This window comes from Ruegeria sp. AL11, assembly GCF_056540865.1.
Genome location: NZ_JBQFXO010000012.1, coordinates 1 through 13,673, shown reverse-complemented (window position 1 = coordinate 13,673; position 13,673 = coordinate 1). Strand labels below are relative to the sequence as shown.

At 53.1% G+C, this 13,673-nt stretch carries 15 protein-coding genes and 1 tRNA gene; 4 read left to right on the top strand and 12 right to left on the bottom strand.

Features of this window, described 5'->3' with window-relative positions; all coding sequences use genetic code 11:
- Positions 1–218: 218 nt before the first annotated feature.
- The 4 genes from ACR0IP_RS18780 to ACR0IP_RS18765 form a co-directional block, all read right to left on the bottom strand.
- Positions 219–785 (bottom strand): disulfide bond formation protein B, encoded by a 567-nt coding sequence (locus tag ACR0IP_RS18780; protein ID WP_170379215.1) that lies wholly within the window; start codon positions 783–785, stop codon positions 219–221.
- Between the two features lie 9 nt (positions 786–794).
- Positions 795–950, bottom strand: a complete 156-nt coding sequence (locus tag ACR0IP_RS18775) for a DUF5993 family protein (RefSeq protein ID WP_425084400.1) — start codon at positions 948–950, stop codon at positions 795–797.
- Between the two features lie 144 nt (positions 951–1,094).
- Complete coding sequence (locus ACR0IP_RS18770; RefSeq protein ID WP_480527230.1) at positions 1,095–2,039, bottom strand: aldo/keto reductase; 945 nt, start codon at positions 2,037–2,039, stop codon at positions 1,095–1,097.
- A 232-nt stretch (positions 2,040–2,271) separates the two neighbouring features.
- Positions 2,272–2,760 (bottom strand): MarR family winged helix-turn-helix transcriptional regulator, encoded by a 489-nt coding sequence (locus ACR0IP_RS18765; protein WP_170768124.1) that lies wholly within the window; start codon positions 2,758–2,760, stop codon positions 2,272–2,274.
- A 103-nt stretch (positions 2,761–2,863) separates the two neighbouring features.
- On the opposite strand from ACR0IP_RS18765, the gene ACR0IP_RS18760 reads away from it, so the two are divergent.
- The 3 genes from ACR0IP_RS18760 to ACR0IP_RS18750 all read left to right on the top strand — a co-directional run bounded on the left by ACR0IP_RS18760 (position 2,864) and on the right by ACR0IP_RS18750 (position 4,454).
- The gene (locus ACR0IP_RS18760; RefSeq protein WP_170768125.1) at positions 2,864–3,232 is read left to right on the top strand and encodes an antibiotic biosynthesis monooxygenase family protein; all 369 of its coding nucleotides are present in this window, start codon (positions 2,864–2,866) and stop codon (positions 3,230–3,232) included.
- A gap of 37 nt (positions 3,233–3,269) precedes the next feature.
- The gene (locus ACR0IP_RS18755; protein ID WP_480527228.1) at positions 3,270–3,713 is read left to right on the top strand and encodes a hypothetical protein; all 444 of its coding nucleotides are present in this window, start codon (positions 3,270–3,272) and stop codon (positions 3,711–3,713) included.
- 651 nt (positions 3,714–4,364) lie between these two features.
- A tRNA-Ser gene (locus tag ACR0IP_RS18750) sits at positions 4,365–4,454 on the top strand.
- A gap of 267 nt (positions 4,455–4,721) precedes the next feature.
- On the opposite strand, the gene ACR0IP_RS18745 is transcribed toward ACR0IP_RS18750, so the two are convergent.
- The 4 genes from ACR0IP_RS18745 to ACR0IP_RS18730 all read right to left on the bottom strand — a co-directional run bounded on the left by ACR0IP_RS18745 (position 4,722) and on the right by ACR0IP_RS18730 (position 8,644).
- A complete protein-coding gene (locus tag ACR0IP_RS18745) occupies positions 4,722–5,831 on the bottom strand; it encodes an HlyD family secretion protein (RefSeq protein ID WP_480527226.1) in 1,110 nt (369 codons plus the stop codon).
- Positions 5,832–5,921: 90 nt separating this feature from the next.
- Positions 5,922–6,902 (bottom strand): CobW family GTP-binding protein, encoded by a 981-nt coding sequence (locus ACR0IP_RS18740; protein ID WP_480527224.1) that lies wholly within the window; start codon positions 6,900–6,902, stop codon positions 5,922–5,924.
- A 4-nt stretch (positions 6,903–6,906) separates the two neighbouring features.
- Positions 6,907–8,379, bottom strand: a complete 1,473-nt coding sequence (gntH, locus tag ACR0IP_RS18735) for a guanitoxin biosynthesis MBL fold metallo-hydrolase GntH (RefSeq protein WP_170678228.1) — start codon at positions 8,377–8,379, stop codon at positions 6,907–6,909.
- Between the two features lie 10 nt (positions 8,380–8,389).
- Positions 8,390–8,644, bottom strand: a complete 255-nt coding sequence (locus ACR0IP_RS18730) for a hypothetical protein (RefSeq protein ID WP_170678230.1) — start codon at positions 8,642–8,644, stop codon at positions 8,390–8,392.
- A 78-nt stretch (positions 8,645–8,722) separates the two neighbouring features.
- On the opposite strand from ACR0IP_RS18730, the gene ACR0IP_RS18725 reads away from it, so the two are divergent.
- Entirely contained in the window at positions 8,723–10,057 is a 1,335-nt protein-coding gene (locus ACR0IP_RS18725; protein ID WP_480527221.1) for a tetratricopeptide repeat protein, read from the top strand.
- Between the two features lie 528 nt (positions 10,058–10,585).
- Here ACR0IP_RS18725 and ACR0IP_RS18720 read toward each other — a convergent pair.
- The 4 genes from ACR0IP_RS18720 to ACR0IP_RS18705 all read right to left on the bottom strand — a co-directional run bounded on the left by ACR0IP_RS18720 (position 10,586) and on the right by ACR0IP_RS18705 (position 13,222).
- Positions 10,586–10,795 carry a hypothetical protein gene (locus ACR0IP_RS18720; protein WP_170379232.1) on the bottom strand — a complete coding sequence of 70 codons (210 nt, stop codon included), beginning with the start codon at positions 10,793–10,795 and terminating at the stop codon, positions 10,586–10,588.
- 78 nt (positions 10,796–10,873) lie between these two features.
- A complete protein-coding gene (locus ACR0IP_RS18715) occupies positions 10,874–12,145 on the bottom strand; it encodes a sensor histidine kinase (RefSeq protein WP_480527219.1) in 1,272 nt (423 codons plus the stop codon).
- Complete coding sequence (locus ACR0IP_RS18710) at positions 12,129–12,812, bottom strand: winged helix-turn-helix domain-containing protein (RefSeq protein WP_480527216.1); 684 nt, start codon at positions 12,810–12,812, stop codon at positions 12,129–12,131. The genes ACR0IP_RS18715 and ACR0IP_RS18710 overlap by 17 nt, the downstream gene beginning before the upstream one ends.
- An 83-nt stretch (positions 12,813–12,895) precedes the next feature.
- The gene (locus ACR0IP_RS18705) at positions 12,896–13,222 is read right to left on the bottom strand and encodes a PepSY domain-containing protein (RefSeq protein ID WP_480527214.1); all 327 of its coding nucleotides are present in this window, start codon (positions 13,220–13,222) and stop codon (positions 12,896–12,898) included.
- Between the last annotated feature and the right edge of the window lie 451 nt (positions 13,223–13,673).

The following is a 13,673-nucleotide window of genomic DNA, read 5'->3' as shown; positions in this document are numbered from 1 at the left end:
GCACGTGGATTGCTGCAAAGTACTACTCTGAGGCCAAAGCGGTCACCTGCCTTAACCGTGACCATTTAGTTGACTACTAGTTTTAAATTTCCTTGTTGGTAACTGCTTGCAATCAAAATCAAGCGAGAGACCGCCTCTGAATATCTTCTTTGATTTTGGGCGGCGAAATACCAGAAAAACTACGCACAAGCTCGCACCTCGACCTAAGTTTCCCTTGCTTACTCAAGCTTATCCAAAAATTTGTAGTCTGTTGGCGGATCGTCGCAAATACCTGGTCCACACTCCAGTAGAGCTGAGCCTGCGTTAGCAACTGCCAAAACTAAGATCAACATGAAAGCCGTTTTGGCCAACTTGCTTCCACCGAACCGTTCCGATGCCCTGACGTCCGCGGCTAGATCATATTGCTTTTCAAAGACAAGCATCACTGCAGTCCCGAGTATGATCAATCCGAAGGCTATGCCGGCCCAAGTGTAAAAATGCAGACCAAGAACCGGAGACCCATAGTGCCCGGTGCCGGGCACTATGTGCAGTAGGATTTGGCGGATCGAAACGCTGATACCGAATATTGCTGCCACAAGGACGATTCCGTAGTTCCTTGCACGCGTGCCCCATAACAGATTTAGCCCGAGCCCAAACCCCACGGCCACGAAACCGACACGCTGCAATAGACATAACGGACAGGGTAATTCGTAGAGAACAAGTTGAAAATAGAATGCAAGAACCAACACGAGGCAGACAGCCAGGGCACCAAGCGCGTTCATATTTCGGGCAAATTCAGGTGACATGGAACGATCTCACAGTTGGATTGAAAGCGGCGTTGTTGCATGAAATTTAAGCCAATAAACGCTCGCCAAAAGCGTAACTACGAAGAGTGCGTATGAAAGGCGGACGAGTTTATAGTAAGCGAGCCCGAGGGCGCATGTGAACAACGCAAATAGTAATGCAATCATATTGATCCCTTTGATTATTGGCCTTGCCGAGACTAGCAGGTACTGAGGACACCGTTTCCTTTTCGAAAACCGGTTCTAAGCACCTTATCAAGTCTCGAATGATCTTCCGCATTGTTTGCTATACTGCCCCTCTGGGATTTCACTTTATGCCTCTGGGTCCTCCGAAGATATCCCGAGCTGGGCTAGTTCTTCCCAAACACCATCTGGGATGGACCACTCTGCCCATTCCATCGCCTGTTGAACATGCTGAGGCCACGTCACCCCGCAAACGGTCGAAGTGATGTCGTCGTTTTTCAAAGAGTATTGCAACGCGACCGCCCCGACTGGAACATCGTAGTGCCCGCATACCTCTTCAACAGATTGTATTGGCGCAAGTACTTCATCATCTGCAGGACGATAGACATAAAAGCGATGGATCGCGCTTCCTCGGGCAAGTGCACCTCCGGAATAAGGTGCTGCGTTCAATATCGAAACGCCTCGTGATTTCGCGAGTTCTATCAGAGGTGCCGCGTTGTCGTTTACCAGCGTATGCCGGTTGTGTGTCAGGACCACGTCAAAATCCCAACCCTCCAAAATTGGCATCATCAAGTCGATACGTCCTGCTGCGATTCCGACCGCCTTTGCCAGACCTTCCTCCTTGATACGGAACACCTCTTCAATCGCGCCACCCGGTCCTTTGACCTCAGATAGATCGTTTGCATATTCGACATCATGGACGTGGAGTATATCGACGCTGTCGACGCTTAGGGCCGAAAGACTTTCCTCGAATGACCTACGTGCCTGAGAAGCATCAAAGGCACCGGTTTCCATATCCCGGTCGACTTTGGTGGAAAGCACCCGCCCTTCCGGCCAACCGCCAAGCTCACGAATGACTTTACCTATGCGCTCTTCACTTCGCCCCATGGCATAGCAACGGGATGTGTCCAGGAACGCATTTGGCTGCGAAAGAATTACCCGAATTGTATCAATCGCGCGGTCTTCCTCAACTTCATACCCATAGATTTCCGGAATACTTCCCAACCCTGTCGATCCAAACCCGACGCGAGGAACCCGTATCCCTGTCTTACCAATTTCGCGTAGCTCCGCCATGCCAACCTCCCAATTGGTTCCGGACGTTCATAGATGTTGCGCGAGTAGTTTGTTGAAAACAAGTCAGACTTGTCGGCGAAGTTACTCACTGGCCTAAACGTAGTCGTCCAAGCCTCAAATCCGCGGTGCTTTTTCGTGAATGGCAGAAATGTCCTTAAAGTAGACATTGAGCAGATTTCACTGAATGACCGCTCAGAGCCCACTTTGACCGGTGCCGCACTCTCTATGAGCGTCAGCTTTGGGTCGGGTTCTGATCTTGCCGCGTTGAGGCTTCTTCGAGACGTGTTTTGAGACGGTCGACAACATTTTGCGCTGTCGCAATATCATCTGGCGACAGGCCTTCCGAAAGTTCATTCACCCATGGGATTTGCCTCGCAATCGCGGCTTCGAACAACTCCTGCCCCTTTGGGGTCAGTACGACTAAGTGCGCCCGCTTATGGTGAGGGTTCGGCTGAAACTCCACCATGCCTTCTTTGCTCAATTCATTGATGATCCGTTGTACGCCCTGCCGGTGAACGCCCATCGTCCGTGCATGCCAGGCAACGGATTCCGGTCGATCAGAATAGGCGATGGCACCAAGAATCTGCCATCGAGCACTTGTTAAACCGAGTTCTGATACGAGGCGATCACCGGCAAGCTGCAATCGACCGTTCAACCGAAACACATCCAGTATCAAGGCTGTCACGGCTTTTCCTTCTTCGGTCCTTCGTTCATCCGGCATAACGACTCCTCATTTTATTTGACAACACGTTGTCATTGTGCTTGATGCTTCCTAAATATGACAACATGACACCAAATCAAAGCTACTTTCAAGGAGTACCGAAATGGTCAGTTTCAAACCTCTCGACCCAGAGTTTCCCATTGAACGGCAATTGAACATCGACGCTGGACCCGTCGTTCTCGTCAATCTCTTCACAGTCGACCCAATTGACCAAGTCGCCTTGGTAGAAGCTTGGAAGTGCGATGCCCAATGGATGAAGAAGCAACCGGGTTACATCAGCACCCAACTGCACAAAGCCGTTGGCGACGGCAGCATGTACCTGAACTACGCGGTCTGGGAGTCTGTTGCGGATTTCCACGCGGCGTTTTCAAACCCCGAGTTTCAGCAGCAGCTCAGCCATTATCCCTCAAGCGCTGTGACCGCCCCCCATCTGTTTGAGAAGGTTGCGGTGCCGAATTGCTGCACGGCCTGACGAAATCCTTTCCAAGAGCCAATTTGAGTGAACCGCTATGAAAACTAAGATTCACGCCATCGCAGGGGGCATCGGCTTTGTGATGATCCTCCTCTTCTGGACATCAACGGCCACCAGCGAACTCTTTGCGAGCCATGAAGCGGTCGCAACCGTCAAGGCATTGATCCTGAAAGGCATGTTCATCCTCATCCCGGCAATGGCGATTGCTGGCGGATCGGGCATGGCAATGGGCCGGAAACGCAAGGATGCGCTGACGAAGGCCAAGAAAACCCGAATGCCTGTCATTGCATTGAACGGCTTGCTGATCCTCGTACCGGCCGCTTGGTTTCTGGCTGGCAAAGCCGCTGCTGGCGAGTTCGACAGCACCTTTTTCACAGTTCAGGTGATTGAGTTGATCGCTGGCGCAGCCAACCTCGCGATGATGGGATTGAACCTTCGCGATGGGTTAAGGATGACCGGCAAAATTCGGAGGCTTCGCTGAAAGCTCGATTCTGATCCAAGCACTGGCGAAATTGCCGAGATTCGAGCAAATGCAGCGAACTAATGCTATGTCCGCTTGTCTGGATTTGCAAAGCTCAGTTTCGAATGTCCGATTAGGGCTGAGACCGGTCCTCAACAACCATTTAGCCTATGGCAACTTTGTCCGCATAACAGAAGTTCAGTGAAAAGTTGTGTATGTCGGGTTTGCACCTAATAACTGACATTTTAATTGTGTTCGGCAACGCTGGTTGCGCCCTCCCTCAACCAGCGTCAGAAAATCCAAACAGCCCGTTCAGACTACAATTGATCCACTGGATCAATCGCATAACGTCCTCACCTCGTCAGGCTCATATGAGATTTTGCTACGGCAACGCCTAGGATAACTTGGCTATTCTGACCGCATACTGCGATCGCCTTGTGATCTAAAGTATTTGAATTGGTCTACATGGAACAGCTACGCTCGAAAGCTTCGATTCTGCTGTGGTTTCATCATAATCGTTAACTGTACTGCGCAGGTTGAACGGGTCGGTGCCCGTAGTCAAACAGCGCTATTTCGCGCTATTTCAATAGTTTCGCGCGGACCTGTAAAAAATTCCAGTCCTAGAAGAAATGGCCTTGTACTTCCGTTGCTTGCACGGATATACCCGTCGTCGGAGACGTGGCCGAGTGGTCGAAGGCGCTCCCCTGCTAAGGGAGTAGGCGGGAAACCGTCTCGAGGGTTCGAATCCCTTCGTCTCCGCCACTACATTTAATTTATTGATGACGCGGAGATTTGATCGCGATGTCCAAAGAGCTGTTGTCCAAATTGGACCACAAGAAGGACGCGAGCGAAGACATGCGCTACCACAAGCAGCCACGCGGCCCCGGCAAGAGATGGGTGCTCAGGATCATGACCCCACCTGATTTGATAGGTGTCGCGAGGTGCGAACGTCTCATTTAGTGAAGCTCAAAGCAAAAGTATGATTTTGCAGGTAGCGACATAGGTCGTTCCTTGCGCAATTCAGTTAAATCAAAGGTAATTCAGTTTCTTGGTGACCCAGAATAAAATTTCTGCCAACACCGAAATTGCACCTGCTTCCTCGGTGATAACCAAGCCCGTACCAGATGCACCCAGTTTGGTCACCCTTGCACTCTGATCTTCCGGAATTTCTGCAACAACGATGAAGTCCGCCGCGCCAATCAACTCACGCAGTGACGGAAGCCCACTTCTGGCATCCAACGCCCCTTCGCTGGTAGCGGGTGGTATGTCCGAAATCGTGGTATCAAACTCCGCTCCAGGCATACTACGCAGGGCAACGCGAATAGTGTCGCCAACGGATATGTTTTGCAGGCTACTCAAAGGAAGTGTCGCAACCAGAACCCTGTCGCCCGGTACAACAAAATTGATTGCCCCTTGCAGAGTCGAAACCCGGTTCCCCGGGCGCAGGGTCAGGCCTGTAACCATGCCATCTGCAGGTGCTCGTACAACTGTTTGCTCCAACGCCCAACGCGCTTGGATCAGCAAATTCTCTACCTCGGCAACGCCAACATCGACCCCATCCACTTGGGCGGCAATACGCCTTTCAAGACCCGCCTTCCGCGCGTTTGCGGCGCGCAAGCCCGCCTCAAGTTGCTCTATCGTTGAAACGGCTTCCTGAAGCTGGAACTCAGTGGACGCTCCCCGTTCGGTGAGACGGATAATGTCATCGCGACGCGCCACGCCAAAATCCAGTTGCGCGGACAGTGAGGCAATGTCAGCCTCAGCCGCCTCAAGGTCGTGACCCAGTTGATCCGCCTCAGATTGCGCGGAGGCCAGCGACGCTTCAAGTCGAGCGACCTCGGCTGCGAATTCCGTATCATCTATCCGGAAAAGAACATCCCCCTTTGATACCAGCTCATTGGGCTCTGCCGCGACTTCTGTCACTGGTCCTGCAACATTTGGGGCAATGCTGATCACCGCGCCTTGGACCGAAACCGTACCGCTTGGTGTCGTGTGGTTCAGCGCGCCGATAACCACTAATGCAATCACGACACCACCGCCATAGATGAAGGTCTTTGAAACCGCGTTCCAAGGCAGCAGGCGGAGTATTGAAAACACCAACCATGCCAGGCCAAAATACAGCGCCAGAACGATTAGCATATCAGATACTCCACTGAATTCATTGGGCCAGGAACCGAAGCATCTGAGCTTACTAAAGACGCACAAGACCAGGTTCGGCCGATTGGGCCACTATACAGCCTCAAGTAGCGTATCTGAAAGAGTGTGCTCTGAAAGGGCTCCTGGTGCACCAATTGCAACAAGCCTGGTTTCGGGTTTGCGCTCACCCCACACTTCATCCCGCGCGATGTCCATGCGTTTACCGACGACCTGGACAAGAATACGATGATCCGGATCCTCCTCACTGAAGACAAAACCCTTGAGACGATAGACATCACCGGGAAGCGTCCGAATAGCGCTGCGGAGAGAGGACAGGCTTATCGGGCGTTCCGCTTTCATCATGGTTGTCGAAAAGCTGTCTGAATGATTAGCGTGGTGACAGCCGCAGCCGGGGCCATGTTCATGATGGTCAGGTACTTCTGTTTCTAGTTGTTCTGAGGCAAAGCGGCCGACTGAAAGAAGTATGTCCAGAGGGACGTTCGCATTGACAGCTTCGACCAAACGATAGCGACGAAAGCGAGACCCGAGCCAATCATGCACCTTCTGAACCGTAGCCCTGTCGACAAGATCAACCTTGTTCAAAATAACCATGTCCGAGAACGCAATTTGACGAAGCTTCAGTTCCATTTGTTCAGGCGCAGAAAAGAGCTGTTCCGCATCGACGAGACACATCAGGCTGTCCAAGCGGATCATGTCCCGAAACTTCTGATCTGTGAATGTCATCGCAATTGATGACGGGTCCGACACTCCGCTTGCTTCAAGGACGATATATTCCGGTTTCTCAGGCCGGGCGAGAACGGCCTCTACCGTTTCGATCAGGTCGTCTCGGATCGAGCAGCACACGCAGCCATTCGCTAGACTCATCACATCATCTTCGAGGCCGACCACCAAGTCGGCATCGACGTTGATGGATCCAAAGTCATTCACCAGGACTGCCACTCGCAATCCGTGATTGCCGGTGAGGATGCGGTTTAGAAGCGTTGTCTTACCGGCTCCTAGAAAGCCGGTAAGGATCGTTACGGGGATTGCGGATGACGACCCAAATTCGATCATGTCGTTACTCCGCCTTCTTCTTTCGGTTCGGGATGACGTCATCGACCTTAATGACGAAATCGCTGGGCCATTCTGGATCAGGAGCCCGGAATACATCAGCTGGGTAGTATTCTTTGGGATCGATCTCCATGTCTCGGTACTTCTGATCTTGCTGTTCGGCACGTGATGACCGCGGTGCTGGCGGCTTGATTTCATCCGGCAGCGTGATCTTGCCTTCTGCTTCCATCTTGCCCAATTCGCGGAAGGGGGCGACAGATCCAGACTTTCCGGGAAGCGTCGCCTTCCGATACCAGATTGCATCCTTGGTTACGTTGACAACGGCGACATCCAAACCCCAGGCGAACAACCCATCATAGTGCGCTCGGATTCCCGCCAACATCTCAGCATCGATATCCTCGTCTTGCGTATAGTGGGTTACCATTGCAAGCCTTGGGCGCGCCTCAGCCATCATCTTACCGACCGCATAGTGCGAAGTATGGTGCGTATCGATCGTGTAGTTGAACAGCTCTTGCGGCAAACCGTATTTGTAGGTCATCAACTGACCGATATCCTGTCCGGACATTTCGGTCACAAACACATCCACGCCTTTTCCGTATTCAAGGCTCAGTTCATCAGGGCGGCCATCGCCGGTCCAAACAAAGCTCAGGCCATTCCAATCCAGCCGATACCCCACAGCTCCGTCCTTGGCGTGGCTACGAGGCCAGGACCGAACAGTCACGCCATCTTCGTCATAAACGATGCCACCTTCCTGGCGGAAATCGAATTCGTTGACCTCAATCTCATAGCCGTCTCCAATCGGGAATACATCAAAGGCCTCCAGATGCCATTTGAGCATTTGCTGCATGCCTTTAACCATTCCGGCCGTGCCAAGCTCGGGTGTCCGACCTGATGGACCGTGAATGCGAAGCGGTGTGTATCCACCAGACCAAGCCCGGAACGGGTAGATGTAAGGGATGTCGGCATAGTGATCGACATGCAGGTGCGTAATGAAGATGTCGTTGATCAACTGACCCGGAACCTGCATCCCGATAATATTGCGAACACAACCTGACCCGAAGTCGAAGAAGAACCTCTTTCCATTCCCCAGCTCGACCATGATACAGGTGCCAGCCTGATCTTCGCGGGGCGGAAACGGGGTGGAACCACAAAACGATATCCGCATTTCGTCGGGGCCGAGCTCTTCGGACAGCGGGAAGTAGTTCGCGTTCGAACCTGTCATGTATTTTGTGGGGCGGAAGTACTCCGGCAGCGTGATACCGCCCGCAGGTCTGCCGCCGTAAGGGTTCTTTAGGCTTTCGCCTAGTGGTCCTTCTCCGGGGTGCGCCTGTGCGGTTCCTGTACCGTAGCTAACAGCACCGGTCGCGACCGCTCCTGCTGCCAGCCCCTGCATAACGTGTCGCCGGGAAGGGTTTTCGATGTCGTCAGATTGCTGGTTCGGTTCGTTTTTAAGATCTTTGCCGTTGTCTTCTTTTGTCATGGCCATGCCCTCAATTGGAAATGTTGCGAGGATCGCGCTTCACCATCCGGCGAAGTTCGTTCACGAGTTCAGATTTTATGTGGGCCCATTCCGCGCGCTCTGAGGCTGTGATCGATACATCATCCAGCAGCTCGGAAGCTTTCTTCAGGTCTTCGACGACCTCTTTGAGCAACGCATCCGTTTCGATACGCCCTGACAGCGCATCGGACAGCTCTGGAATCTCTTCTGTCAGGTCCACCGCCACTGGATTAATCCCGGCTCCCACTATCTATTCTCACATCGAGATGAGTGTGGTTGACCAAGCAGGCCAAGTGAGTCACCGTGAGTTGGGGGTGAGTTTGCCTTGAACAAAGCCAATGAATTGCCGATAGATCAACATGTTGAGCAGCCATCGCCGGATCTTGTCCGGGAAGCGCTCGAGCGCGTTGTATCGAGCGATGAGTTTCAAGCTTCACCCCGTCTCCAACAGTTTCTTACATACGTAGTCGAGGAAGCTATCGCGGGCCGCGGTCCCCAGATCCGAGGCAAAGCTATTGCTGTAGAGGTCTATGGACGACGCATTGATGGCAGTGGCGGCCAAAACCTCGTTCGCGTCGAAGCAAGGCGACTGCGTCGGCTATTGCGCGAGTTTTACGAAGATCAATGGGACGGCGAAGGGGTTCGTATTTTTGTTGATCCTGGCGGATACAAGCCGCGGTTTTCATACGAGCCTACAATTGAAGACGACGTACCAAATGCAAGGAACGGCGATGAGCCTGGCGGGCGTCGGCGTTGGCTGCAATTGCTGCCAGTTGGATTGGGGGTCCTCGCAGTAGTCGTTGTGCTTGGCATCTGGACGAGCGAGAAAAACACAGAAGTACCGCCAACGGCTCAATCTATTGAACAAGCTGAACGTGCAGCACTTGGTGAGCAATCTTTGACAAGACTTCAGGCGGCCAACCTTGCGGATCAAGCCCGAGGCATGTTTTTTCCCGTTTTTGACGTCAAGCGCCAACAAATAGCACTGGGAATGTTCCAGCATTCAGCCGAGCTAGACCCAGCACTCTCCGATGGCTATGCGGGATCGGCGCAGGTTTTGGCGACTCTGGCCATGCTGTCCCCGGATGAAGCGCAAAGAGACGATCTCTTGGGCCAAGCTTCGGAATTATCTGAAAAGGCCCTTGAATTGTCCCCTGCTGATGCGTGGGCAAATGGCGCAAATGGTTGGGTGTTGGCTGTCAATAACCAGCCAAACGAGGCTTTAAAATACGCCAGAATGTCCGTCGAATTGGGGCCGAAGGACGGCCATATTCTCGATCTTGTAGGTATCACAGCCATAGTTGCCAATGCCCCGGAACTTGCTGCCGAAGTCAGTAACCCGGAGAGACCTAGATCAGGATCCGGTAGGTTCGGGGCGAGAAATATCTGGGGCGTGTCGCAACTCATGCTCGGGAATTACGAGAGTGTTGTTGATGCCTTTCAGGGGGCGCCAGCTGCCGGAGCGCCGGTTAGTGCTCCTTCGCTCTTATTCCAAGCCGTCGCACAAGATCAGTTGGGAAACACGGAAGACGCACAACGGCTCGTTGTTCAAATGCGCAAAACGTGGCCCGATTTTCCGTCTGAGTTTCTCGCTGACAGGATATTCAACAACGACAACGCTACGCGGAGTTTGATACTGGAAACACTTAGCAAGTTTTGACAAACGGCCGATTAAAACGACACTGATATGCGTCTAAACCGGACGATTGGTCAAGTTGTTCGCCGCAATCCATACCCGAACGTTTCCAATCCAAAGTGTCGATTTGCCGTCAGCGTATCGAAATCCTCGCGTGAAGGCCTTTGTAGAATTTATGAGGGACGAAATCAGAGCGTAGGTTCGTCAATGGTTGCGTTCAGAATTGTCGCAAGAACACCTGCTTTCGATAGGCGCACAAAGTGACGCTACAAAAACTTGGACGTGCGGTTAAAGGGCGCTTTTGGAGTTAGCTAAAAGAAGGCGCTTGATAACCTGGCATCAATGCTTGCTTAGAAAGTTTAAAATTTGGGCGACGATGCGGCTATTTAATGCCGCTTACGACGTCGAACAACGATGCTCGAAGTTGCTGTTTCCTTCATCTTTCATCGGTGACGGGTGGCAGCCCGAAGCGGGCATGCCCAACCTGAACGCCCCAATGAACAGCACGCGGCACTTTGTGCCCTCAATCAGGCGCATCCGCAGGCAGTCGGTTTACTTGACAACCGCCTCGACTTCCTTGCGCTCTGAGAATTGAAGCAACGCCAAAAGCGGAGTAGCCAAGACTCCTAGGCCTACAATGGCCAGTGCAAACATCGCCAAGATGACCATAAAGGACAGGCCAAGGCTCGCTACGACACAGGCCACAAGAAAGAGGCCGACACCAGCAGCAGCAGAGGTCACCTTGTTCAGATAAGTTTTCATGTCCTAATCTCCAGTTTCATTTGTTGTGTTGATGAAACTGATATGTGGTTCGGGCTTTACGTGCGCTTGGGTCAAAACTTACAAATTTGCAAACTTCAGCGTCACCGTCAGCCCGTGGGGATCGGTTTGCGACAAGATAAGATCTGCACCATGGCGATCTGCTACCGCACGAACGAGGGCTAGGCCTAAACCCGTACCCTCGCTCTGCCGTGTTGCGTCAAGACGGACCATGGGCTTGATGATCTCGGCATATTTCTCTTGCGCCACACCGGGACCGTTGTCGGCGACACTGATGGTGCGACCACGTGCTGCCAGATTGATCTGATCTCCTCCATAGCGCATCGCATTCTGTATGAGGTTTGCAACTGCCTGAACAAGCATCTGACGATCTGCGAAAACCGTTGCAGCGTCACTTGCATCAAATTGCAGCACTTTGCCTGCGTCCTCAATCACTGGGCCAAATGTCATCGACATGTCGGCCATCAAGTCCGTCAGATCAACCTTTTCGAATCCGTCTGTGCCTTGGGCGGCCTCAATCCGAGCGACCCGCATGATCGTATCGAAAATGCCGGACAAACGCTCTGCTTCTTCCAGGGCTGCACCGCGTTCCTCTCCTTCAGGCAAGCTTTCAAGTCGAGACCGCAGGCGGGCCAGTGGGGTGCGCAGGTCATGCGCCAAATTCGCGCTGAGATGGCGGGTCTGGGCGACCAGCCGCTCCAACTCGGCGGCAGTTAAATCCACCTGACGTGCCATGTCGTCGAGGTCATCCTTGTTCCGCGTGATCTCTGTGCGCGCGCTGAGGTCGCCAGAGGCCAAAGCCGAAAGCGTGCTGTTGATCCGCTTGAGACGTCGCTGGGCGACGATACCGGTGGCAAACCCTACCACCAATGTCAGAACAATCATTGTCAACATCGTGGTCCAGAGAACACCGCCTAAGAGTTCAAACGCATCCTCCGCGTCATCAAGCGGAACGGCCGCCATGACCGGCACGCCTTGACTGTCAGTATCTACAAGAACGCGCCAAGCTTCGGATTCCCGAAAATCATCGGACAGCTCCACCGTCCCTCCGCCGCGCGCAACCACACGCTGAAAAGCAATTGGCAGGTCTTCGAGATCATCTGGGTGACGCAAGATGACGCCAAACCGGTCACCGCGCGCACCCTCAAGGGCCGAGGCCTTTGCCAGTGCATCCAGCGTCGTATCGATACGACGTTCAAACACATCTGAGCCTACCTTAATCGTGATGTAGGCAGCGGTAGCCATGCAAAGCGCGAAAATGGCTGACAATACCAGCGCCAGCCGCAAGGTCGAGGAGCGGCGAAGCCAGGTTAGATTACCGGCCAAAGACATAGCCTTCCCCACGACGGGTTCGGATCAGCGGTGTATCAAACGGCTTGTCGATTTTGGTGCGTAGCCGGCTGATATGGGTCTCCACGACACTTGTGGTCGGGTCAAAACTCATATCCCAGACCTGTTCCAGCAGCATCGTACGTGTCACCAATCGACCCGGTCTTCGCATCAAGTATTCCAGAAGTTTGAACTCCTTGGCCAATAGCTCAATCTGTTGATCCTGGCGTTTGCAGGTTCGCGCCAGAAGATCGAGGCTTAGATCCCCATGGCGCAAGACCGTGGCTTCCGGCTGTCTCGCCTCCATGCCTTCGCGGCGGCGGCCCAAAGCGCCTACGCGGGCAGAGAGTTCGGCAAAGGCGAAAGGTTTCGTAAGATAATCATCGCCGCCAGCATCAAAGCCTTCGACTCGGGCGTCGACCTCACCCAAAGCCGTTAGAAAAAGAGCGGGGGTGCTATTCTTCGACGCACGCAAGGATTTCAGAACCGCCAACCCATCGAGACCCGGGACCATGCGGTCCAGAATTAGAAGATCGTACTCCTGAGTCATAGCCGCCATCAAAGCGTCTTTGCCATCCTCGAAATGGTCGATGACATGACCTTCTTCGCGCAGGCCGTTAGAGACCCAAGACCCAAGTTGGCTATCGTCTTCCAGAAACAAAATTCGCATGTGAACCCTTACCGTCACGCATTCGGAGGCCACTCTAGTGAGCGACCTCCGAATTGGCCAATCATTCGCAGCTTGGCCGCGACCTATGTCTCATCTTCATCGTTGTCGTCATCGTCGTCTTCACCTTCAGCCTCAACCTCAATCACTGCACCGGTTTCGGCGGCAATCTCGACTTCGAACTCTTGACCGCTTGCATCCAGGATTTCGACCTCATAGATCTTCATCCCGTTTTCGTTTTCGAGTTCCGCTTCTTGGACCTCACCGGACACTTCCTGAAGCGCGATTTCGATGGCCTGCTGCAAAGTGAGTCCCGTCGCCTCTGCGGCGCTTTGTGCCGAAACCGAGCCGACGACAGCTCCTGTAAGAACCAGGCCTGCCAATGCGCCGAGCGCTGCGTTTTTCTTGTCCATGTTTTCTCTCCATCGTTTGTTGCTTGAAGGCTTTATTGCCTCCCGATGAGAACAACATGGGAGCCGCGCTTTGCTGGAAGATGCGGCGAAGTTTACAATTTTGTAAGCTGAGGATCTTGCGCAATCCAATCCAACTTTAGGTCGATATCTATCTGGCGAGCCACGTATTCGTTTTCCTTTCCTGTGTGTATAGGCGAATTTTTCGGGTTGCAGCGAACGTCTTGGAAACACGCTGCGACCGCAGGTATGGGCCCAGGCGCTTCAGGTCGGTTCTGGGCCGCCCGCTAATAATTGAAAAGTCAGCTTTCAGCGCATCGCTGCAATTGTGGCATCGCGCAGCATCGGTCAGAGTGGGCTCTGAGTTGCCGAATGCACTTGCAGCATCTGGTTCTCGTGGCAACGTTTGATCAGGGCTAAGCGCGACTTTTAGGGGATTTGTGCGAATAGCCTC

Coding starts and splice junctions, on each gene's coding strand:
- ACR0IP_RS18780 (WP_170379215.1), bottom strand. CDS start 785: ATGTCACCTGAATTTGCCCGAAATATGAACGCGCTTGGTGCCCTGGCT.
- ACR0IP_RS18775 (WP_425084400.1), bottom strand. CDS start 950: ATGATTGCATTACTATTTGCGTTGTTCACATGCGCCCTCGGGCTCGCT.
- ACR0IP_RS18770 (WP_480527230.1), bottom strand. CDS start 2,039: ATGGCGGAGCTACGCGAAATTGGTAAGACAGGGATACGGGTTCCTCGC.
- ACR0IP_RS18765 (WP_170768124.1), bottom strand. CDS start 2,760: ATGCCGGATGAACGAAGGACCGAAGAAGGAAAAGCCGTGACAGCCTTG.
- ACR0IP_RS18760 (WP_170768125.1), top strand. CDS start 2,864: ATGGTCAGTTTCAAACCTCTCGACCCAGAGTTTCCCATTGAACGGCAA.
- ACR0IP_RS18755 (WP_480527228.1), top strand. CDS start 3,270: ATGAAAACTAAGATTCACGCCATCGCAGGGGGCATCGGCTTTGTGATG.
- ACR0IP_RS18745 (WP_480527226.1), bottom strand. CDS start 5,831: ATGCTAATCGTTCTGGCGCTGTATTTTGGCCTGGCATGGTTGGTGTTT.
- ACR0IP_RS18740 (WP_480527224.1), bottom strand. CDS start 6,902: ATGATCGAATTTGGGTCGTCATCCGCAATCCCCGTAACGATCCTTACC.
- gntH (WP_170678228.1), bottom strand. CDS start 8,379: ATGACAAAAGAAGACAACGGCAAAGATCTTAAAAACGAACCGAACCAG.
- ACR0IP_RS18720 (WP_170379232.1), bottom strand. CDS start 10,795: ATGAAAACTTATCTGAACAAGGTGACCTCTGCTGCTGCTGGTGTCGGC.
- ACR0IP_RS18715 (WP_480527219.1), bottom strand. CDS start 12,145: ATGTCTTTGGCCGGTAATCTAACCTGGCTTCGCCGCTCCTCGACCTTG.
- ACR0IP_RS18710 (WP_480527216.1), bottom strand. CDS start 12,812: ATGCGAATTTTGTTTCTGGAAGACGATAGCCAACTTGGGTCTTGGGTC.
- ACR0IP_RS18705 (WP_480527214.1), bottom strand. CDS start 13,222: ATGGACAAGAAAAACGCAGCGCTCGGCGCATTGGCAGGCCTGGTTCTT.